Raw genomic sequence first — 21,957 nt, forward strand, 5'->3', positions numbered from 1 at the left:
TTTATCCTGTCGCGCTTACGGAGGCTTTTTTATGCAGATCTATAAAGTTGGCGGCGCCGTGCGTGATCGCCTGCTGGGCAAACCTGTGGCTGACACTGACTGGGTGGTCGTCGGTGCGACAACCGACGAGATGCTCATCAAGGGCTATCGGCCGGTCGGAACAGACTTCCCGGTATTTCTGCACCCGCTGACCGGTGAGGAATATGCCCTGGCCCGCACCGAGCGCAAGACTGCTCCGGGCTATGGCGGATTCGTGTTTCACGCAGACCCTGAAGTCACGCTCGAAGAGGATCTGATCCGCCGCGACCTGACCATCAATGCCATTGCAGAAGACAAGGACGGCCACCTGACCGATCCTTTCCATGGCCAGCGTGATCTTGAACTGCGCATTTTGCGTCACGTATCGCCGGCGTTCGAAGAAGATCCCCTTCGCGTCTTGCGGGTTGCGCGCTTCGCTGCCCGCTATGCCCCTGACGGTTTCACCATCGCGCCTGAGACCCTGGACCTGATGCGCAGGCTCAGCGGCTCGGGCGAACTGCAGGCCCTGACGCCCGAGCGCAGCTGGAAGGAAATTTCCCGCGCCTTGATGGAAAAAGAGCCTCAGGTGTTCATCCAGGTCCTGCGTGACTGCGGGGCGCTCAAGGTGCTGATGCCGGAGATCGACACCCTGTTCGGCATCCCCCAGCCTGAAGCCCATCACCCTGAAATCGATACCGGCCTGCATGTACTGAGCGTTCTGCATCAGGCGGCGCTGCATGAACACCCCCTGAGCGTGCGCTGGGCCTGCTTGCTCCATGACCTTGGCAAGGGCCTGACGCCAGAGGAAGAGTGGCCTCGGCATATCGCCCATGAGCACAAAGGGCTCAAGGCGATCAAAGCGGTCAACCTGCGCTTCAAGGTGCCGAGGGATTGCCAGGAACTGGCGCTGCTGGTCGGCCAGTACCACACCCATGGCCATCGCGCCCTGGAACTCAAGCCCTCGACGCTACTCGACCTGCTGCAGAGCTTCGACGTCTATCGCCGGCCACAGCGCTTCGAAGAGTTCATCGTTTGCTGCGAGATGGACGCCCGGGGGCGCAAGGGGTTCGAAGACCGCAGTTATCCACAGGCCCATTACCTGCGCGGCGCCGCCGAAGCCGCCCGGCAAGTCGCGGTGCAGCCGTTGCTGGACAAGGGTTTTCAAGGACAGGAATTGGGTGAAGCGCTCAAGCGCGAAAGGCTGGATACCCTGACGGCCTACAAGGCCTCATACCAACCCTGACAGATACTGTAGATACCCTGCTAGCTGCAGCCGATGCGTCAGGACAACTCTGTGGGAGCGGGCTTGCCCGCGAATGCGTCAGACCTGACGCATCGAGGGTGGCTGAACCGCTGCCTTCGCGGGCAAGCCCGCTCCCACAACCCCCCCATTGATCGACGATCGTCGTTATCCCACATCCCGTAGCAGTCCGGCCGGGTCAGGGGGTATTCAAAAGCGCGCTCGGCGTCAGTTGATCACCGCGCCATTCAAACGCCACCGGCCACAACTGCTGATCGATCTGCGTTTCAGCCCACAACCGCGCAAACGGCACACCCACCCCCGGGTGCAAACGCTCCGGCGCAATCAGCGACAGCGGCCACAACACGAACGCATTCTTCAGAATCTCGGCCCGCGGGAGCACCAGTCCGTCGAAATTGCCGACATGTTCGTCGAACAGCAGCACATCGATATCCAGCGGCAAGCCTTTGCGATCCGGCGCATACCGGCCGTTATCGGCCTCGATGAACTTCAAGCGGCGGTCCAGTTCGATCAGCGGCAAGTCCGTGAGCGCCGACACCACCAGATTGAAGAACGGCCCGCTCTTGATTCCCACCGGATGGCTCTCGAACACCGGCGAGCAGCTCATGTCAGTGAGAAAGCCGGCCAGTGCATCGAGCCCGGCGCACAGGTGCTGCTCGCGGTCGATATTGCTGCCCAGGCCCAGGAAAATCCGTGTCAGCGACATCCGCGCTCGATCTCCACACCCACGCCCTTGGCGGCTGGAACGGCGCCCGGCTTGGTCAGCTTGAGGTGCATCCAGGGAATGTTGAACTCGCTCATCAGCACCTCGCACAGGCGCTCGGCGAAGGTCTCGACCAGTTCGAATTTCGAAACTTCGGCAAACGCCTGAATACGGGCAGAAACGCTGGCGTAGTCGAGCGCCTTGCTCAGGTCGTCACCGGCTGCCGCAGGGCGGTTGTCCCAGGCAAAACTCAGGTCCAGACGCAGGCACTGGCGAATGCTGCGCTCCCAGTCGTAGGCGCCGATCACCGTGTCGACTTCCAGACCCTCAATGAAAACTCTGTCCAAGCCTTTCTCTCCGTTGCACGACAAGGGCGCGATGCGCCGTTAGAATCAAGCCATCCTCGCCCGGAATGGTTAGCATGTTTTGGTCACTGGCGATCGTCGCCTACCTGCTCGGCTCACTGTCCTTCGCCATCCTGCTCAGCCGCATCACCGGCAGTCCGGACCCGCGCGCCAGCGGTTCAGGCAACGCCGGCGCTACCAACATGCTGCGCCTGGCGGGCAAGAAGCTCGCGATCCTGACCCTGATCGGCGACGTCTGCAAAGGGCTTTTGCCCGTGCTGCTCGCCAGCTGGATCGGACTGGATCCTCGTCAACAGGCCTGGATCGGCGTTTGCGCCGTTCTGGGGCACCTGTTTCCGCTGTACTTCCGCTTCCGTGGCGGCAAGGGTGTTGCCACCGCTGCCGGCATGCTGCTGGGGCTCTACTTCCCCGCCGCCTTGCTGGCCATCGCCGCCTGGCTGCTGACGTTCTACCTGACCCGCACTAGCTCCCTGGCATCGCTGATCGCAACGCCACTGACCCTGCCGCTACTGGCCTGGCAACAACCCCACGCACTGGTGCCGATGAGCGTGCTGACCTTGCTGATCGTCTGGCGACATCGCGGCAATTTACGCGACCTGTTCGCCGGGCGCGAACGGCATTTTTAATCCCATAAGCTGAAAAAGGCTCATTCGAGCCTTTTTCGTCGACCAGCCCCTGCATTACAGGCCCGGCAATTGCTCCATCGGCCAACGGGCCTGGACGGTAATGCTCAGGTCTTCCTTCTGGCCCGCCTGCAAACGCTGGCAACCGGCGAACGCGATCATCGCGCCGTTATCGGTGCAGAATTCGGGCCGTGCGTAGTACACATTGCCGCCCAGACCGTCGAGCATCTGCTCCAGCGAAGCGCGCAACGCACGGTTGGCACTCACACCGCCAGCAATCACCAGACGCTTGAGGCCAGTCTGCTTCAGGGCGCGCTTGCACTTGATGGTGAGAGTCTCCACCACCGCCTGCTGGAAGGCCAGCGCGATGTCGCAACGGGTCTGCTCGCTGTCGTCTCCAGCACTCTGGCACTGCTGCCAGGTGTTCAGGGCGGAGGTTTTCAGGCCGCTGAAGCTGAAAGTCAGGCCTGGACGGTCGGTCATTGGCCGCGGAAAGGTGAAACGCCCCTCGACGCCCTTGAGCGCCAGACGGGAGATTTCCGGGCCACCCGGATAGTTCAGGCCCATCATTTTTGCGGTCTTGTCGAAAGCTTCGCCGGCGGCGTCATCCAGGGTCTCGCCCAACAGCTCGTAATGGCCGATGCCATCGACACGAACCAGCTGGGTATGGCCACCGGAAACCAACAAAGCGACGAACGGAAACTCTGGCGGTGTTTCCTCCAGCATCGGCGCCAGAAGATGCCCTTCCATGTGGTGTACACCCAGCGCCGGAATGTCCCAGGCGAAGGCCAGCGCCTGGGCGCAGGAAGCCCCCACCAGCAGCGCGCCGACCAGGCCCGGGCCTGCGGTGTAGGCGATGGCGTCGATCTCGGTGGCCGCGCAGTCGGCTTCGGCCAGCACCTGCCGGATCAGCGGCAGCATGCGTTTGACGTGATCGCGCGAGGCAAGCTCGGGCACCACCCCGCCGTAGACACGGTGCAGGTCGATCTGACTGAACAATGCATCGGCGAGCAGGCCACGTTCGCTGTCGTACAGCGCAACGCCGGTCTCGTCGCAAGAGGTTTCCAGACCCAGTACTAACATGGGATACGCCTTGTTGAGGCCAAATTCGAAGGCGCGCATAATAGTCGCCGCTCATGCCTGCGACCAGCGGTTTTCGATCAGAGGCTTTGCATTCCTCGCGACAAGGGGTTAACATCCGCAACCCTTAAAAACCGACGTACTTAGTGCAAGCGTTGCACGAGGCGTTGACCCCGGTAATGAATGAAGGTAGCTCTGGATGCCAGCCGTCAAAGTTAAAGAGAACGAACCCTTCGACGTAGCTCTGCGTCGTTTCAAGCGCTCCTGCGAAAAAGCCGGTGTTCTGGCTGAAGTTCGTAGCCGCGAATTTTACGAGAAGCCGACTTCTGAGCGTAAGCGCAAGGCAGCTGCTGCTGTCAAACGTCACGCCAAGAAAGTACAGCGCGAACAGCGCCGCGCCGTTCGTCTGTACTAATACAGACGTTCGTCGCAAGCTTCTGCCTCGCCCGGCCCACAAGCCGGGCTGCCGGCAGTTGCAGTTTTAGCCTCACGCTACACAGACCGAGGCTGTCGACGCCGCAGATGCGACCTAGACACACTCCGTCGAACTCTTCCTGCCTGCTTCAGGCATCGCTGGCCGGTCTACACTGACCGAGCAACCGTCGTTACGCTTTGGATTCGCCACGATCGTTCTGGCGGGGCGCCTGATGATGAGAACGCCATGGCCGGACTGATCCCTCAAGGTTTTATTGACGACCTCCTGAACCGCACCGACATCGTCGATGTTGTCAGCTCACGCGTTCAATTAAAGAAAACCGGCAAGAATTTCAGCGCCTGCTGTCCTTTCCACAAGGAAAAGACACCGTCGTTCAGTGTCAGCCCCGACAAACAGTTCTATTACTGCTTTGGCTGTGGCGCAGGTGGCAACGCCCTCGGCTTCATCATGGACCACGACAACCTGGATTTCCCCCAGGCCGTCGAAGATCTTGCCAAAGCCGCCGGCATGGAAGTGCCCCGCGAACAGGGCGTACGCGGCCAAAAGCCCCGGCAACCCGTTGATTCGCCGCTTTACCCGTTATTGACCGCCGCCGCCGATTTCTACCGTGCCGCGCTGAAAAGCCATCCGACACGAAAATCCGCAGTGGATTACCTCAAAGGCCGTGGCCTTTCGGGGGAGATTGCCCGCGACTTCGGCCTGGGGTTCGCCCCGCCGGGCTGGGACAACCTCTACAAGCACCTGAGCAGCGACACCCTTCAGCAGAAGGCCATGATCGATGCCGGCCTGCTGATCGAAAATGCCGAAACCGGCAAACGCTACGACCGCTTCCGCGACCGGGTGATGTTTCCCATTCGCGACTCGCGCGGCCGGGTGATCGCCTTTGGCGGCCGCGTACTGGGCGACGACAAGCCCAAATACCTGAACTCGCCGGAAACACCGGTGTTTCACAAGGGTCAGGAACTATACGGGCTGTTCGAAGCACGCAAACACAATCGCAACCTCGACGAGATCATCGTTGTCGAAGGTTACATGGACGTCATCGCACTGGCTCAACAAGGCCTGCGCAATGCCGTCGCGACACTGGGCACCGCGACCAGCGAAGAGCATTTGAAGCGCCTGTACCGCGTAGTGCCCAACGTGCTGTTCTGTTTCGACGGTGACCAGGCAGGGCGAAACGCGGCCTGGCGAGCGCTGGAAGCTACACTTTCAAGCTTGCAGGATGGTCGTCGCGCGCGGTTCCTGTTTTTGCCCGAGGGCGAAGACCCGGACACCCTGGTGCGCGCCGAAGGCACCGATGCGTTCAAGGCAAGGATCAACCAGCACGCACAGCCGCTGGCCGATTACTTCTTCGAGCAGTTGACCAAGGAAGCGGACCCGCGCTCGCTGGAAGGCAAGGCGCACATGGTCACCCTGGCCGCACCGCTGATCGAGAAAGTACCCGGCGCCAACCTGCGCGAACTGATGCGTCGGCGCCTTAAAGAAATTACCGGGCTGGATACCGCAGCGGTCAATCAACTGGTGCAGAACGCACCACCTGAGGCTCCGCCGGCATACGACCCAGGCTTCGACTACGACTCGGTGCCCGATTACGGCGATTACCAGCCGCATGACGCCTACGAGCCGCAGCAGGAATGGACACCGCAGGCACCGGGTGGCCAGAAGAAGAAATGGGAAAACAAGCCGTGGGAAAAGGGCAAGAAGTGGGACAAGAACGGCAAGCGGCCGGATTTTGAACCTCGCGCCCCGCGTACCCCGGCCACGGTCGAGCCACCGACACTGACGGCACTCAGGACCTTGCTGCACCATCCTGACCTGTCGCAGAAAGTGGAAGATACCAGCCATTTCGCAGCCGAAGACAACGTTTACTCGCAATTGCTGGTGGCGTTGCTGGAAGCCTTGCAGAAAAACCCGAAGCTGCGATCGCTGCAACTGATCGCACGCTGGCACGGGACCGATCAGGGACGATTATTACGACAACTGGCGGAAAAGGAATGGCTGATCTCGGCCGATAACCTTGAACAACAGTTTTTCGACACTATAACTAGCTTGTCTGCCCGCCAACGCGAGCGAAGCCTGGATCAGTTAATCAGGAAGGAACGGCAGTCAGGGTTGAGCGCGGACGAAAAAGTTCAGCTACTCAACCTGTTAAATCGCAAAGTTCCTGCACAAACCCCGACCTCAACTGGCGCGTGAGGTCCTAGCTCGGGTATAATCCTCGGCTTGTTTTTTGCCCGCCAAGACCTTCAGTGGATAGGGTGTTATGTCCGGAAAAGCGCAACAGCAGTCTCGCCTCAAAGAGTTGATCAGCCGTGGTCGTGAGCAGGGTTACCTGACTTACGCGGAGGTCAACGACCACCTGCCGGAGGATATTTCAGATCCGGAACAGGTGGAAGACATCATCCGCATGATTAACGACATGGGGATCAACGTATTCGAGAGCGCTCCGGATGCGGACGCCCTTCTGTTGGCTGAAGCCGACACCGACGAGGCAGCCGCTGAAGAAGCAGCCGCAGCGTTGGCGGCCGTCGAAACCGACATCGGTCGCACAACCGACCCGGTGCGCATGTACATGCGCGAAATGGGTACGGTCGAGCTTCTGACACGCGAAGGCGAAATCGAAATCGCCAAGCGTATCGAGGAAGGCATCCGTGAAGTGATGGGCGCCATCGCGCACTTCCCTGGCACGGTCGAGCACATTCTCTCCGAGTATGATCGCGTTACCAGCGAAGGCGGTCGGCTGTCCGACGTCCTGAGCGGTTACATCGATCCGGACGACGGCATCGCGCCGCCTGCCGAAGCGCCGATCCCTGTCGATCAGAAAGCCGCCAAGGCTGACGATTCCGACGATGACGACGAAGAATCCGCCGACGGAGATGACGAGGAAGAGGCCGAAAGCGGCCCGGATCCAGTCATCGCCGCACAGCGCTTCGGTGCAGTCTCCGATCAGATGGCGATCACCCTCAAGGCCCTGAAAAAGCACGGTCGTGGCAGCAAGCAGGCCAACGACGAGCTGCTGGCTCTGGCCGAGCTGTTCATGCCGATCAAACTGGTACCCAAGCAGTTTGAAAACCTGGTCGAGACCGTTCGCAGTGCCCTGGAGCGTCTGCGCGCCCAGGAACGCGCCATCATGCAACTGTGCGTTCGTGATGCCCGCATGCCGCGCGCCGACTTCCTGCGCCAGTTCCCTGGCAACGAAGTCGACCAGAGCTGGACCGACGCACTGGCCAAAGGCAAGAGCAAATACGCCGAAGCCATTGGTCGCCTGCAAGCCGACATCCAGCGTTGCCAGCAGAAGCTGACCGCACTGGAAGAAGAAACCGGCCTGACCGTCCTGGAAATCAAGGACATCAACCGTCGCATGTCGATCGGCGAGGCCAAGGCCCGTCGCGCGAAGAAAGAGATGGTTGAGGCGAACCTGCGTCTGGTGATCTCGATCGCCAAGAAGTACACCAACCGCGGCCTGCAGTTCCTGGACCTGATCCAGGAAGGCAACATCGGCCTGATGAAGGCGGTGGACAAGTTCGAATACCGTCGTGGTTACAAGTTCTCGACCTATGCCACCTGGTGGATCCGTCAGGCGATCACTCGCTCGATCGCCGACCAGGCACGCACCATCCGTATTCCGGTGCACATGATCGAGACGATCAACAAGCTCAACCGCATTTCCCGCCAGATGTTGCAGGAAATGGGTCGCGAACCGACCCCGGAAGAGCTGGGTGAGCGCATGGAGATGCCTGAGGACAAGATCCGCAAGGTTCTGAAGATCGCCAAAGAGCCGATCTCCATGGAAACCCCGATCGGTGACGACGAAGATTCGCATCTGGGTGACTTCATCGAAGACTCGACCATGCAGTCGCCAATCGATGTGGCAACCGTCGAGAGCCTCAAGGAAGCGACTCGCGAAGTCCTCTCGGGCCTGACCGCCCGTGAAGCCAAGGTGCTGCGCATGCGCTTCGGCATCGACATGAATACCGACCACACCCTGGAGGAAGTCGGTAAGCAGTTCGATGTAACCCGTGAGCGTATTCGTCAGATCGAGGCCAAGGCCCTGCGCAAATTGCGTCACCCGACCAGAAGCGAACACCTGCGTTCGTTCCTGGACGAGTAAGCAAACGCTGCGTCACGCTGCATTACAAGAACCCCGGCCCATGCCGGGGTTTTTGCATTTCAGGGAATCGGATTTTTGGCAGTATGCCAGTGGCTATCAGCGAGGCTACACTCGACTCATTCTCAACGCTGAAACCTTTTGAGGCCTGCCATGTTTCGGATGCCGGCCATTGTTTTCTTGTGCTTGATGGGGTCGACGACAGTCGACGCGCAGGTGCTCCCTCAAGGGGAAACCTGGCAGGGCGTGCACGGGGACTCAATGCAGAGTAAGGAAGCTGCACTGCCCGACATCGAACGAGCTCCCACCTCGCAGCGCGATGACGTGGGCGCGGGTCTTTCGAACATGGACGACGCGCTGCACACGGCGCTGGCCGCAAATGAAGCGCCGTACCCCGATAGCCCCTCGCCTTCCGCTGGAGAGCCCGGCAGGTTCTGGCGCGACTTCGTGCTCTATGGCCTTCCGGGCCTGCTTCTGCTGTCCACCGTACTGGCGGTCATGGTGCGCATCAACCGCCGGCTCAGCTCGGAAATCTCCCGGCGCGTGGCCCTGGAACAAGAGCTTCGCAGCAGCGAATACCACTACCGCGGCATGATCGAGAGCCTATCGGCCATTGCCTGGGAAGCCAACACCCACGATTTCTCCTACAGCTACGTCTCGCCACACGCCGAGAACCTGCTGGGCTATCCGCTTCACCAGTGGCGCCGGCACGGCTTCTGGCGCGGCATCGTCCACCCCGCCGACGTGGACCGCGCAGAAGGCTTCTGCCATCAGGAGATCGCCCAGGGCAACGACCACAGCCTCGATTACCGCGTCATCGCCGCCGATGGCCGGGTGGTCTGGGTACGCGACATCGTCAGCCTCATCAGCTATGGCCATGAGCCTGTCATGCGCGGCCTGATGATCGACATCAGCGAAGCCAAGCAGACCGAAGAGGCCCTGCGCCGCTCCGAAGGCAAGTTCGCGTCGGTATTCGCCCAGTGTCCGGACATTCTGGTGATCGCCCGGCTGTCGGACGGCCGCTTCCTGGAGGCCAACCAAGCCTTCGTCGAACAGATCGGCCTGGCGCCCGACCAGGTGATTGGCAAGACCCCGAGCGAGCTGGACATCTGGGGCATCCCGGACATCGGCAGCAGCCTGCTGCAGCGCCTGCAAAAAGGCAGCATCCGCAACCTGGAAATGCCCTTCCGCCGCAGCAATGGCCGCACCTTCACCGGCCTGCTGTCTGCCGAGCCGTTCGATCTGGACTCCACCCCCGCCGTCGTCCTTGTGGTGCGTGACATCACCCCGCTCAAGGAGGCGCAGCAACAGTTGCAGCTGTCCGAAGAGAAGTTCGCCAAGGCCTTCCACTCCTCACCCGATGGCATGCTCATCACCCGCCAAAGCGATGGCCTGCTGGTGGAAATCAACGATGGCTTCAGCCGCATCACCGGCTACCACAGCTCGCTGTCCCTTGACCGCTCAACGCTGGACCTGGGCATCTGGGTCGATCTGAACGAGCGCCAGCAACTGCTGGAGCAGCTCCATCGCGACGGGTTTGTGAAGGACTTCCCCAGCCACATTCGTCGCAGGGACGGTCAGGTCAGGCTGTGTGAAATTTCGTCGCGGCCACTGCCCATCGGCGGTGAAGACTGCATGCTGACCATCGCCCGGGATATCACCGAACGTCACCAGATGCAGGAAAAACTGCAACTGGCCGCGACCGTGTTCGAGAGCACGGCAGAGGGCGTTCTGATCACCGACACCCGACAGCGCATCAACGCCGTCAACCGCGCCTTCAGCGAAATCACCGGCTACAGCGAAGGCGAGACCATTGGCCAGACTCCTCGCCTGCTCGCCTCCGGCCTGCACGACAGCGCCTTCTACGCAGCCATGTGGTACCAACTGACGGCCGAAGGGCACTGGCAGGGGGAAATCAGCAACCGGCGCAAAAACGGCGAGATCTACCCTGCCTGGCTGACCATCAGCGCCGTGCGCAACCGCGACAAGTTCATCACCCACTTCGTCGCAGTATTCGCAGACATTTCCAGCCTCAAGCAGGCCCAGGCCCGACTGGACTACCAGGCCCACCATGACCCGTTGACCGGCCTGCCCAACCGCACCCTGTTCGAGAGCCGGTTGCATGCCGCCCTGAACCACAGCCGGGATGCCCATAGCCTGGGCGCGGTGCTGTTTCTCGACCTGGACCGCTTCAAGCACATCAACGACAGCCTCGGCCATCCGGTGGGCGACCTGCTGCTCAAAGGCATCGCCCATCGCCTCAAAGAGAACCTGCGGGACATCGACACCGTGGCGCGCCTGGGCGGCGATGAATTCATCATCCTGCTGCCTGGGCTGCAAACCGCCCACGATGCAGAAACCATCGCCACCAAACTGCTGCACAGCTTTTCGGCGCCCTTCCAGGCGGGCGAGCACGAGTTCTTCATCAGCACCAGCATCGGCACCGCGCTGTTCCCGACCGACGGCTCGGACGTCGCCACCATCATCAAGAACGCCGACGCCGCGATGTACCGCTCCAAAGCCAAGGGCCGCAACCGCGTCGAAAGCTACACCCGCGACCTGACCGCCCAGGCCAGCGAGCGCGTGGCCCTGGAACACGAACTGCGCCGCGCCATCGAACGCAACGAATTCACACTTTCCTACCAGCCCAAGGTCAGCCTTCTGACACAAAGACTGGTCGGAGCCGAGGCACTGATTCGCTGGAGCCACCCCACTTTCGGAGAAGTCCCACCCGAGCGCTTCATTCCCCTGGCCGAAGAGAACGGCATGATCCTGCAGATCGGCGAGTGGGTGCTGGAACAGGCCTGCCAGCAACTGCACCGCTGGAACCAGACCTACGACATCTTCGGCCCGCTCTCGGTGAACCTGGCAGGTGCCCAGTTGCGCCAGCCGAACCTGGTCAACCGCATCGAACAACTGCTCAACCAATACCAGTTGCAACCCGGCTGCCTGCAACTGGAGATTACCGAAAACTTCATCATGTCCCAGACCGAAGAAGCCTTGTCCGTGCTGCACCGTCTGAAAAAACTCGGCGTGCAACTGGCCATCGACGACTTCGGCACCGGCTACTCCTCGCTCAGCTACCTCAAGCGCCTGCCGCTGGACATCCTGAAAATCGACCAGTCCTTCGTCCGCGGCCTTCCCGACGACCCACACGATGCCGCCATCGTGCGAGCCATCATCGCCCTGGGCCGCAGCATGCAACTGACCGTCATCGCCGAGGGCGTGGAAAACGTCGAACAGCAGCAATTCCTCGCCGACGAAGGCTGCGAACAGATACAGGGCTACATCGTCAGCCTGCCCCTGCGCCCCGATGAATTTTGCGCGACGTTTCTTCGTATGACACTTTCAGACTTTTCGGATAGCCCGGCACGCAAACCATCGTTATAATCCGCGGCCAGACTGAGGGCCTATAGCTCAGTTGGTTAGAGCAGAGGACTCATAATCCTTTGGTCCACGGTTCGAGTCCGTGTGGGCCCACCACCTTTGAAAGCCGCGCATGCGCGGCTTTTGCGTTTCTGGCTTTCTCGCCATCGCTTGACTAGGCTTTCAAAGCGTTCTAATTATTTCTGCTATGCTGTGAGTTATCTCGAATAAGCCTCGTTTATCCACAACAAAATGGATTTAAGCCTCAGCAAACCCAGCGAAATCGTCCGTCTGCTGTGCGAACGTCTACGCAAGGAACGGCTCACCCGCCACATGACCCAAGCCGAGGTCGCTGGCCGTGCGGGTGTGGGCGTCAATACCGTTTCCAACCTGGAAGCAGGCAGAAATGTGTCGTTCGAAAGCGTGGTGAGAATTGCCATGGTCTTGGGTCGCCACCATGATCTGGAGCAACTGTTCCAGCCCAAGCTGGAGAGTCTGGACGATATCCTGCGATACGAGAGCAGCTCACAGCGTCATCGAGCGAGAGGAAAGCGCAACGATGCCTAAACAAGTCGATGTGTTTTACGACGGCTGGGGCGAGCACTGGCGATGGGGATCGCTGGTATCCACCACCGCTACCAATGGGCGTTCGACCATCGCTTTCGAATACAGCGACGAGGCCGTCAACAGAGGTCTTGAGCTTTCATCCTTCAAACTGCCGTTGAAGGGACCGAAACTGCGTCGCGATTTCCCATCCCATCAACTTGCGCTGCCGGGGCCGGTTTACGATTCGCTGCCTGACGGCTGGGGCATGTTGTTGATGGACCGGCTGTTCAAACGCCGAGGGCTCAACCCTGCTCGCATCGGGCCGTTGGAGAGGCTCGCCTATATCGGGCGCAATGCGATGGGCGCCATGTCATTCGAGCCTGTTGCGGCAGACGTGGAAGCGGTGGACGAAGACATTCCATTGCCTCAACTGGCTGCTGAAGTGCATGAGGTGCTCAATGGCGAGGGGGCGGAGTTCTTGCAGAAACTGTTGCAGGTCGGCGGTTCTCCACAAGGCGCCAGACCCAAGGCGTTGCTGTATGGCGATCCGGAAAGCGGTGTTTTCACTACTTCTGCGGCCTCAGGTCTGGACGCATGGCTGATCAAGTTTCCTGCCCGACAGGAGCACCCGGAAGTGTGCGCCATTGAAGCGGTGTACTCCGAGTGCCTGAAGCTTTGCGGAATCGAGACGCCGACAACCCGATACTTCGAGCTTCCTCACGGACAGGCTGCGTTCGCGACCCGGCGCTTTGATCGCAAAGACGGTATGCGGCTACCCATGCAGAGTCTTGCTGCCTTCACGGGCGCGGACTATCAGAATCCAGGAGCGCTGGACTACGTTAATTTCCTGCGCGCAACGCACATGTGTACTAACGATGTGAGGCAGAAAGCGCTCGCGTTCGAGCGGACGGTCTTCAACGTGATTTTCAACAACCGCGACGATCATCCCAAGAACTTTGCTTACCTGATGTCTCAGACAGGCGAGTGGACGCTCGCACCGGCTTACGACGTGACCTACTGTGACGGGCCGGGTGGGTATCACCAAATGGATGTGATGGGCGAGGCCCTGGAGATCCATCGCAAAAGCCTGATACTTCTCGGAGCAGAGGCAGAGCTCTCGACCGATAAGACCAATGAAGTCATTGATAGGGTTTGCGAGATCGCCAGCACGTTTGAAGCAGTCGCCCGAGACCGGTTTCCAGGGCAAATCACGCTGCCAACGCTGCGCGAAGTTCACAGCCAGATCGAGGAAAACATCCTTCGCCTCAGGTGATCGCTGCAACGGCCTGACACTCAGTTTTCTCGCCCCGATACCCGGTTGAGGACCACCCCATGCCTCTACAAAACCGCGTCACCCCAACCTCACAACTCTGCGCCAACACCAGCCGCGGCACCTTCATGGGCAATCGTGGCCTGCTGCACAACGAGCATCGGCAGATCACTCGCCACTGGGCGCTGGAGCGGTGGATTACCTGCGTGCTGGACTACAAGGGTGTGCGGCGTCAGGTGATGTCGCCGGGGCGTTATACCGAGTTGTTCTTTCTTGATGAGGCCACGAGCTACGCGGCCGGGCATCGGCCGTGCAGCTATTGCCGCCGTGCATCCTACAAACATTTTCAGACGCTTTGGGCAGAGGTGTTTCCCGAGGCGGATCGATCCGCCGTCGGCATTGACCGGGTCCTGCATGGGGAGCGGTTGAACGCTGACGGCAGCCAGCGGACCTGGCGGGCAAGGTTGGGAAGTTTGCCGGACGGGACGATGATCGAGGCTGACGGCCAGGCCGTTCTGCTGTGGCGGGGCAAGCAGTGGCGCTGGTCGTTTGAAGGGTACGAGCCCCTTCGCGAAAAGATGTCGCCGGACGAACAGGTCGTCGTGCTGACACCGGAACACGTGGTACAGCTGTTCCGCGCAGGATTGTCAGCCGATCTGGTTGTGCACCGTTCAGCCACAGTTGGCGCTTAAATCTCCCGGCATCCGTCGCGGCTTATACTGAGCTTGCGGTAACGAGCCAGGGTGCTGGCGCGGCCGGCCTCCAGCGCTTGCAAGAACAGCTCGGGCTGGTCCATGGGTAAGGTTCTCAACTCACTCACATCACGCTCCCACCACTGGCTGGCCAGCAGGCGTTCGATGATGTCCGACGCATGGCGATAGCGGATGACCTTCGCCGGAAAGCCCGCGACGATGGCGTACGGCGGCACATCCTGAGTGACCACGGCGCGAGTTGCGATAATGGCGCCAGTCCCCACAGTGACGCCTTCCATGATCATGGCGCTGTGGCCGATCCAGACGTCATGACCAATGACAGCCAGTTCAGTTGGCGCGGTGTAGGTCAGTGGCGAGTCGGTGTACTGGAAGGGGTGCGAACTGGTCCAGTCGCTGGGATGGGTGTATTTCTCCTGGCCGATATAGACATCCGAGGCGATAGAACAGAAACGTCCGATGGACGACACCAGTGACAGGTGCGTTCCGCTGCGAATGTAGGTGTGGGCCCCGATTTCGACGTGACCTGTGCGCAACTCTAAATGTCCCAGTTCGACGTGATCCTCGATGACCAGCTCACAGCGCTTGCTCAACGACGGCAAACCACCGGCCAGCTTGGCGCCGCGTTTTCTGATCCAGCGTTTCCAGTACAGATCTTTCAGGTATTGCAATTGGTTATTCCTCGTCGCCCGGCCAGCGGACCTGTCATGTCGCCAGCCTACCAGAAGCTCTGGGCCAGGCGTTTGCTAGTTATCCGGATACATTCGCCACTTTCAGGGTCTGTTACCCCATGAATATCCTCTCCCTGCCCGCCTTTCTGCGCCCGCTGCTGCGTCCTTTGCTGGACCCTTACCGCCGCTATCTGTACGCGCGCTACATTCACGCCGGCCGCATCGTCGTCGGGCTGATCGTGTCGATCCTGCTGACCACCGGCATTCACCTGCCCCACGGCGAATGGGCATCGGTCACGATGCTGATCGTGATCGGCGGATTGCAGCATCACGGCAATATCGGCAAGAAGTCGGTGGAGCGGGCCTATGGCACCTTGATCGGCGCGGCGCTGGGGCTGATGGTCGTGGCGCAGCAGATGTACCTGGGCATGCCGCTGCTGACCTACTGCATCATGGCGCTGATCTGCGGGTTCTTCGCCTATCACGCCATCGGCAAGGGCGGTTACACGGCGCTGCTCTCGGCCATTACGCTGTTCATCGTTGCGGGCCATGGCGACAACCCGATTACCGATGGGCTGTGGCGCACCGTGGATATCCTGATCGGCATTGTGCTGGCCCTGGCATTCTCTTTCGCCCTGCCGCTGTACGCGGTGTACTCGTGGCGCTACAACCTGGCCAAGGGTTTGCGCAATTGCGCCAAGGTGTACGAGCGCATTTGCAGCGGGCAGTCGATCACGGCTGACGAGCATCTGAAACTGACCGCCAAGCTCAACGCAACGATGCTGCAGTTAAGGTCGCTGATGCCATCGGTGTCCAAGGAAGTGAGGATCTCGGCGGTGGAGCTGGACGCGATTCAGGGGCATTTCCGGATGTGTCTGAGCACCCTGGAAATTCTTTCCAATATTCGCCCGGCGGACATGGGGGCGACCGGCCTGGACGCCGAACAACGGCGTATCCGGCGCATGCTGATCGGCATGGCTCGCGCGTTGCAAAGCGGCGCGACAGAGCGCCTCAAGCGACCGACCGAATCCTTGTCGGTGGGTCCGGAAGCGCCTGCAGCCTCGGCTGAAATGCTGGGTTATCAGTTGATGAACCGGCAGTTGGCCTTGAACCTCGAAGGGCTGCAACAGCGTCTGGCGAAGACGGCGAGGAAGTGGAAGATCTGATTCCGAGCTCGCCGCCTCTAGCCGTTCGCCTATGAGGTGATGGCGACCTTCAAAACGTCGACGCCGGCAAGCCGGACTGCTACGGGGTTGAGGTGAAGCACCAAACGTGTCTCTGACCGAAGCTGTAGGAGCGCGCTTGCCCGCGATGAGGCAGGGAAATTCAAACACTTCTGCATCGCCTGATAGACCCAATCGCGGGCAAGCGCGCTCCTACAGATGTGCGCTGATCTTGAGGGCCTCCCCGCCGGCAAGCCGTGCTGCTACGGGATCGGGGGGAGGCGCAAATCTACGCGGCACCCAAAGCCCCGTAGCAGCCGGGCTTGCCCGCGGGAGCGATCTTGAGGGCACCTCCGCCAGCAGGCAGGGTCCTCAGTAAACCGAAGGCACCACCATGTTGCGCGGCACGGGGGCGCGCAGGTAGTTGGCGTTGTATTCGCGCTCAGGCAGGATCACCTGCGGTGCCTCGACTTCACCACGCGGGATCTGCTCCAGCAAATGATGGATGCAGTTGAGCCGCGCGCGTTTCTTGTCGTCGGCCTCCACGATCCACCACGGCGCCACGTCGGTGTGCGAGCGGGTGAGCATTTCTTCCTTGGCGCGGGTGTAGTCTTCCCAGCGACGGCGCGATTCCAGGTCCATCGGCGAGAGCTTCCACTGTTTCAGCGGATCGTGGATGCGCATCAGGAAGCGGCGATACTGCTCGTCATCGGTGATCGAGAACCAGTATTTGATGAGAATGATGCCCGAGCGCACCAGCATCTTTTCGAACTCGGGAACGGTGCGAAAAAACTCTTCGTATTCTTCGTTATCGCAGAACCCCATGACCCGCTCGACGCCCGCGCGGTTGTACCAGCTACGGTCGAACAGCACCATTTCGCCCGCCGCCGGAAGGTGCGAAACGTAGCGCTGGAAGTACCACTGGGTGCGCTCGCGCTCGCTCGGCGCGGTCAGCGCGGCGACTCGGCAGACCCGAGGATTGAGGCGCTGGGTGATGCGCTTGATCGCGCCGCCCTTGCCCGCCGCGTCACGGCCTTCGAACAGCACGACCACCTTGAGCTTCTGGCTGACCACCCAATCCTGCAGCTTGACCAGCTCGCCTTGCAGGCGCAGCAGTTCGCGGAAATACACGCGACGGTCGATGCCTTTAGGGACTTCCTCACCCAGGTCCGCAAGCAGACCGTCAAGACGTGCGTCGTCGTACTCCATCTCCAGTTCTTCGTCGAAGCTGTCGAGGATGTCGGCTTGGATGTAGCGGGCGGTTTCGGAAATATCCAGACTCATGAGAGGGCTCCCAGCGTGGATTCAGAGGGTCAGGGAGCCGATTTAGACATGCCGGGAGTGACAGCTGAATGACAAAGCGGTGACAGCAGGGAAAAGTCCTACAAATATTGAGGAAACAGCCTACGAACGCCAGTAAACGCAGGTCCTTTGGCGCTCAGGCGTCTGCAGTTTCCACCGAGATCTGCTGCATCGCCTTGAACGGCGCCAGCAACGACTCATCCGCCTCACCGGAGGTGATCAGCGTCCACTCGCGCTCGATGGGGGTCCAGTGTTGCTGGCGGGCGCGACCCAGCTTGTCTACATCCGCCAGCACGAACACCTGGGCGGCGCGCTTGATGATGCACTCCTTGAGATAGGCCTGCTGATCACTGGCTTCGCAGAGCCCGAACTCCGCCACCACGCCGTCCGCGCCCAGGAACGCCTTGTCCACGCTCAAGCGGCTGAGGGTCAGCTCGGCCAGCGGGCCCAGGGTGCTCATGCTCGAACCGCGCAGGTCACCGCCGATCAACGTCAGACGAATTCCCGGTGCGTTGGCCAGGGTCATCACTGCCAGCAGGTTATTGGTCACCACGTGTACGTTCTGCCGCGAGCACAGGTGCAAGGCCAGCGCCGCGCAGGTGGTGCCGCCATCGAGCAGCACGGTGTCACCCTCTTCGACATGCATCGCCGCCGCCTTGGCGATGGCGTCTTTCTGGTCGCGCTGGGCGGACTTGCGTTCCTCCAGCGAGGCTTCCGGCTCATGCACGCCGATCAGCGCAGTGGCACCACCATGGGTGCGCACCAGGTGGCGCTGCTTGGCGAGCATGGTCAGGTCGCGCCGCACCGTCGCCTCCGACACACCCAGGGCAGCGCTCAATTGCTCGACGTTGGTGTCGCGGGCGCGAACCAGTTCGAGAATGGCGCGGTGACGGTCGGTGGCTTTCATGGGCGGCCTCGTGGGGGGAAGGCCGCTGATCTTACACGACCGGGCCACACCTCCTCACCCCCGCCGCGTCGCCAGCTCGGCGCCCTGGCGCAGGGCTTCGAGCAGGCTGCGCTCGTCCGCGATGCCTTTACCGGCGATGTCGAACGCGGTGCCGTGGTCGACCGAGGTACGAATCACTTCCAGGCCCACCGTGACATTGACGCCCGCTTCCAGGCCCAGCACCTTGACCGGGCCATGACCCTGGTCGTGGTACATCGCTACCACCAGGTCGAAATCGCCCCGGCCAGCGCGGAAGAACAGGGTGTCTGCCGGCAGCGGGCCGGTCACGTCCAGACCTTGCTCCTGCAACAGTTTGACCGCCGGAATGATCTTCTCTTCTTCCTCGCCATAACCGAACAGGCCGTTCTCGCCCGCATGCGGGTTGATGCCGCATACGCCGATGCGTGGCCGGGCAATGCCGGACTTGATGAGCGTGGCGTTGCCGCGTTCGATGGTGCGCTGGACCAGGCCCGGCTCGATCTTGCGGATCGCATCGATGATGCCGATGTGAGTGGTCACGTGAATGACCCGCAGTTGCGGCGCCACCAGCATCATCGACACTTCGTCGACATTCGTCAGGTGGGCCAGCATCTCGGTGTGGCCGGGGTATTTGTGGCCACCGGCATGCAGTGCTTCCTTGTTCAGCGGCGCGGTGCAGATCGCGTCGATCTCGCCGGCTTCGGCCAGCTTCACCGCACGGGCGATGTACTGGTAGGCGCCGTCGCCAGCAATGGGTGACAACTCGCCAAAAGGCAGGTCGGCCGGGATCAGGTTCAGGTCGATGCAATCCACCACGCCCTTTTCGTACAGGGCCTGGGAGGCGTCGTCGATACGGCGGATCTTCAGGCTGCCCTTGACGATTTCATTGGCCAGCTCCAGACGCCCGGCATCGCCAATCACCAGCGGTCGGCACTGCTGATACACCACGTCGTGGGCGAGGCTCTTGACGATGCACTCAGGACCGACGCCAGTCGCGTCGCCCATGGTGATACCGATGACTGGCAAATAATTACTCATGATTCTTACCTTGTAGAGCAGGATTCGTTACAAGACCTGCGGACGATTCCACAGGCGCTACAGCGTTGTTCATATGCAGCCAGGCGGCGTAGAGCGCGTGATCGGTGCCGAACGCCCCGGCCTTGGTCACCACGCCCGGACGATGACCGTCCCGGCTTGCGATCGGGCGGCCAAAGGCAACACCCGCTTCGATTTCACAGAGCAATTGCAGGCTGCCGATCCCCACCGCGCCGAGCATGGCGCGGGCGGTTTCGCCACCGGTGGCCACCAGCCCGCCGACATGGGCGAAGTGCGGCCGGACCAGCGCGGCCAGCAGCGTCGAAAGGCGCGCACCTTCGGCCGGATCGAATGCGTCGTCACGGCCGATGCGCAGCAGCAGATCTTCGCCGCGACGCAAACATTGGCCGATGCGCATTTCCCAACCGGCCCAGTCCGCATGGGCCATGCCGTGACGCAACACGGCAGGCGGGACAATCAGTTCACCGATGCCGGAGCGCTCCTTGAGCAGCGCGCACTGGCGTTCGGAAACGCTGGACAGGCTGCCGACCAGAACCAGCGTCGGCGCGAACTTCTCAGGGGCTTGTGCAGGAACAGCCACCTGCTCAGACAGCGCAGCGATTTCCCGCGCCAGCCCGCCGGACCCGACCCAGAACAGCGCCAGCGCCTCAGTCATCTGCAGGGTAACGCTGGCCAGAACGTGCAGATCGGCGGTGGTCTGCGCATCGACGATCAAGGCTTCGACGCCACTGCCGGCGATTTCGGCAATGTGCCTGACCAATGCAATGGAATCGCCTCGCAGCAGTTCAAGGTTCAGCTTCGCAGTGCGCAGGCCCTCACCCTCGAGCATCGAGGCGATGTCTGCCGAACGCTCGGCATGTTCCAGCTTCCAGGTGTCAGTGGTTTCCAGCGGCTGACCATTGACCAGCACCCGGCCCTCAAGAGTGGTGCGCCCGGTGGCAGGAAATGCCGGCGCGACAATCGCAAGGCCCGCCTGGGGTTGCAGGGCAGCGACTTCAGCCGCCCAGTTGCCGCGCAAGGTCGAATCGATTTTCTTGTACAGGTGCTGCCGGGGCCGGCGCAGCACCTGCCAGGCCGACAGCGTGCGCTGACCTGCTGCATCGGCAGACAGGCGGCGGGTGTCGGTGTCGATGGCGACCACGCTGGCATCGCCGGTGTCATGGGACGCATCGAGGGTCACCACCGTGCTCAGCCCGGCGCCGGCGAAGGCAATTGCGCAGTCCGCCGCGCCCGACAGATCATCGGCAATGATCAGCAATGTCATCTCACCGCCTCCTGCTGCGCATTGACCTTCACCTGTTTTGCAGCGTGACGCTCTTTGTGACGCTTGGCGACGGACGCCGTAAGAATCGGCGACAGAACAGCCGTGACCACCACACAAGCCGCCACCAGCAGAGTCGCGGAATTCGCGGCCTCCGTATAGACAGGGTTAGCCGCGGCCACCAGCGCCGGCACTGCCGCAGCGTTACCCGCCGTGTTGGCGGCCGCCATCCCGGCAACACCTGTGCCGCCCGTGGCACGGTCGGCGAAGTACAGCGGAATACCCGTCAGCACCACCACGGCCAGGCCCAGGCCGATGCCCAGCAGGCCGGCCTGCCAGACCTTGTGCAGGTCCAGGCTGGCACCCAGCGCCAGGGCGAAGAAGGGAATCATCACCGGCACGGCCTTGGCCAGGAAGTCGCGCATTTCGCGGTCCAGGTTACCCAGCAACATGCCCAGCATCAGTGGCAGGATCGCCCCCACCAGCGTCGGCCAGGGGAATGCCGCCAGGCCCGCAACGCCGAGGGTGACCATGGTCAGGAACGGGCCGGACTCCAGCGACATGACCGAGTAGGCGCCCACGTCTTCGGAACGCCCGTACTGGCCCATCAGCGCCATGTACAGACCACCGTTGGTGTCGTTCATCGCCGCCACGACAGCCAGCGTCGACAGCCCGGCGAACACCCCGGAACTGATCGGCTGCTCGCCCAGGAAGTGACCCATGACCACGCCAATCACCATGGCAGTGCCGACCTTGGTGCCAAACAGCACCCCGCCTTTTTTCAGCAGGTAAGGCGTGGCCTTGACGTCGATGCTCGCGCCCATGCACACATAGAACACCGCCAGGATCGGCAGCGAACCGGTGAACAGCGCATTGGTGAAGGAGCCGAAGAACTTCGGCATGTCAGGCAGAAACGTCGCGATCAGCGAGCCGATGAGCAACGGCACGATCATCATGCCGCCGGGTACACGTTCGATGGTGCGTTTAATTGGAATCTGGGCCACGGGAATACTCCTTATTTTTATGGTTGCAGCAATGGGTGTGGTGCAGGCGCTAAACACTCAAATCTGCGCGAAATGATCATCTTTGTGAT

General features: G+C 61.3%; 18 protein-coding genes, 1 tRNA gene and 1 pseudogene. 11 read left to right on the forward strand and 9 right to left on the reverse strand.

The genetic code is table 11. The features are described 5' to 3' along the window. The first annotated feature begins 31 nt into the window (after positions 1–31). Entirely contained in the window at positions 32–1,261 is a 1,230-nt protein-coding gene (locus ACIPOO_RS16620) for a multifunctional CCA addition/repair protein (RefSeq protein WP_400608609.1), read from the forward strand. Between the two features lie 196 nt (positions 1,262–1,457). Here ACIPOO_RS16620 and folK read toward each other — a convergent pair whose 3' ends face one another. Both folK and folB read right to left on the reverse strand, forming a co-directional pair. Then, positions 1,458–1,985 (reverse strand): 2-amino-4-hydroxy-6-hydroxymethyldihydropteridine diphosphokinase, encoded by a 528-nt coding sequence (folK, locus tag ACIPOO_RS16625; protein ID WP_400608610.1) that lies wholly within the window; start codon positions 1,983–1,985, stop codon positions 1,458–1,460. After that, positions 1,976–2,329 carry a dihydroneopterin aldolase gene (gene folB, locus ACIPOO_RS16630; RefSeq protein ID WP_274131462.1) on the reverse strand — a complete coding sequence of 118 codons (354 nt, stop codon included), beginning with the start codon at positions 2,327–2,329 and terminating at the stop codon, positions 1,976–1,978. The genes folK and folB overlap by 10 nt, the downstream gene beginning before the upstream one ends. Before the next feature lie 74 nt (positions 2,330–2,403). Between folB and plsY the strand changes: the two genes are divergently transcribed. Further along, positions 2,404–2,973, forward strand: a complete 570-nt coding sequence (plsY, locus tag ACIPOO_RS16635) for a glycerol-3-phosphate 1-O-acyltransferase PlsY (protein ID WP_400608611.1) — start codon at positions 2,404–2,406, stop codon at positions 2,971–2,973. Between the two features lie 54 nt (positions 2,974–3,027). Here plsY and tsaD read toward each other — a convergent pair whose 3' ends face one another. Then, positions 3,028–4,053, reverse strand: coding sequence for a tRNA (adenosine(37)-N6)-threonylcarbamoyltransferase complex transferase subunit TsaD (gene tsaD / locus ACIPOO_RS16640; RefSeq protein ID WP_400608612.1), 1,026 nt, complete (start codon positions 4,051–4,053; stop codon positions 3,028–3,030). Positions 4,054–4,249: 196 nt separating this feature from the next. On the opposite strand from tsaD, the gene rpsU reads away from it, so the two are divergent. From rpsU to ACIPOO_RS16680, 8 genes and pseudogenes are all read left to right on the forward strand, one after another. Continuing rightward, positions 4,250–4,465 (forward strand): 30S ribosomal protein S21, encoded by a 216-nt coding sequence (rpsU, locus tag ACIPOO_RS16645; protein WP_002551877.1) that lies wholly within the window; start codon positions 4,250–4,252, stop codon positions 4,463–4,465. Positions 4,466–4,711: 246 nt separating this feature from the next. Continuing rightward, positions 4,712–6,682, forward strand: a complete 1,971-nt coding sequence (dnaG, locus tag ACIPOO_RS16650) for a DNA primase (RefSeq protein WP_400608613.1) — start codon at positions 4,712–4,714, stop codon at positions 6,680–6,682. 67 nt (positions 6,683–6,749) lie between these two features. Beyond that, positions 6,750–8,597, forward strand: coding sequence for an RNA polymerase sigma factor RpoD (rpoD, locus tag ACIPOO_RS16655; protein ID WP_274131466.1), 1,848 nt, complete (start codon positions 6,750–6,752; stop codon positions 8,595–8,597). A 429-nt stretch (positions 8,598–9,026) separates the two neighbouring features. Further along, positions 9,027–11,984 (forward strand): annotated as a pseudogene (locus ACIPOO_RS16660) (EAL domain-containing protein); the annotation flags it as partial. A 16-nt stretch (positions 11,985–12,000) separates the two neighbouring features. After that, positions 12,001–12,077: transfer RNA gene (locus ACIPOO_RS16665), tRNA-Ile, on the forward strand. Between the two features lie 135 nt (positions 12,078–12,212). Then, positions 12,213–12,527: a helix-turn-helix transcriptional regulator gene (locus ACIPOO_RS16670; RefSeq protein WP_400608614.1), complete on the forward strand. Its 315-nt coding sequence runs from the start codon at positions 12,213–12,215 to the stop codon at positions 12,525–12,527. Continuing rightward, a complete protein-coding gene (locus ACIPOO_RS16675) occupies positions 12,520–13,779 on the forward strand; it encodes a type II toxin-antitoxin system HipA family toxin (protein WP_400608615.1) in 1,260 nt (419 codons plus the stop codon). Before ACIPOO_RS16670 ends, ACIPOO_RS16675 begins: the two co-directional genes overlap by 8 nt. A 59-nt stretch (positions 13,780–13,838) precedes the next feature. Then, positions 13,839–14,468: a hypothetical protein gene (locus tag ACIPOO_RS16680; protein WP_400608616.1), complete on the forward strand. Its 630-nt coding sequence runs from the start codon at positions 13,839–13,841 to the stop codon at positions 14,466–14,468. Here ACIPOO_RS16680 and ACIPOO_RS16685 read toward each other — a convergent pair. Continuing rightward, on the reverse strand, positions 14,465–15,157 hold the full coding sequence (locus ACIPOO_RS16685) for a CatB-related O-acetyltransferase (protein WP_400608617.1): 693 nt from the start codon (positions 15,155–15,157) through the stop codon (positions 14,465–14,467). The two genes, ACIPOO_RS16680 and ACIPOO_RS16685, sit on opposite strands and share 4 nt — an antisense overlap. Positions 15,158–15,276: 119 nt before the next feature. Here ACIPOO_RS16685 and ACIPOO_RS16690 point away from each other — a divergent pair, with 119 nt between their 5' ends. Beyond that, entirely contained in the window at positions 15,277–16,323 is a 1,047-nt protein-coding gene (locus tag ACIPOO_RS16690) for an FUSC family protein (protein ID WP_400608618.1), read from the forward strand. Between the two features lie 369 nt (positions 16,324–16,692). Here ACIPOO_RS16690 and ppk2 read toward each other — a convergent pair whose 3' ends face one another. The 5 genes from ppk2 to ACIPOO_RS16715 all read right to left on the reverse strand — a co-directional run bounded on the left by ppk2 (position 16,693) and on the right by ACIPOO_RS16715 (position 21,868). Further along, positions 16,693–17,604, reverse strand: coding sequence for a polyphosphate kinase 2 (ppk2, locus tag ACIPOO_RS16695; protein WP_274131476.1), 912 nt, complete (start codon positions 17,602–17,604; stop codon positions 16,693–16,695). Positions 17,605–17,758: 154 nt separating this feature from the next. Continuing rightward, positions 17,759–18,529 carry a DeoR/GlpR family DNA-binding transcription regulator gene (locus ACIPOO_RS16700; protein WP_400608619.1) on the reverse strand — a complete coding sequence of 257 codons (771 nt, stop codon included), beginning with the start codon at positions 18,527–18,529 and terminating at the stop codon, positions 17,759–17,761. A 54-nt stretch (positions 18,530–18,583) separates the two neighbouring features. After that, a complete protein-coding gene (gene pdxA / locus ACIPOO_RS16705) occupies positions 18,584–19,585 on the reverse strand; it encodes a 4-hydroxythreonine-4-phosphate dehydrogenase PdxA (RefSeq protein WP_274131480.1) in 1,002 nt (333 codons plus the stop codon). Next, entirely contained in the window at positions 19,578–20,867 is a 1,290-nt protein-coding gene (locus tag ACIPOO_RS16710; RefSeq protein ID WP_274131482.1) for a four-carbon acid sugar kinase family protein, read from the reverse strand. The genes pdxA and ACIPOO_RS16710 overlap by 8 nt, the downstream gene beginning before the upstream one ends. Continuing rightward, a complete protein-coding gene (locus ACIPOO_RS16715) occupies positions 20,864–21,868 on the reverse strand; it encodes a 2-keto-3-deoxygluconate permease (RefSeq protein WP_274131484.1) in 1,005 nt (334 codons plus the stop codon). Before ACIPOO_RS16715 ends, ACIPOO_RS16710 begins: the two co-directional genes overlap by 4 nt. Between the last annotated feature and the right edge of the window lie 89 nt (positions 21,869–21,957).

Origin of the sequence: Pseudomonas sp. NPDC090201, from assembly GCF_044746825.1 — a bacterium.
Lineage (GTDB): Bacteria > Pseudomonadota > Gammaproteobacteria > Pseudomonadales > Pseudomonadaceae > Aquipseudomonas > Aquipseudomonas putida_AD.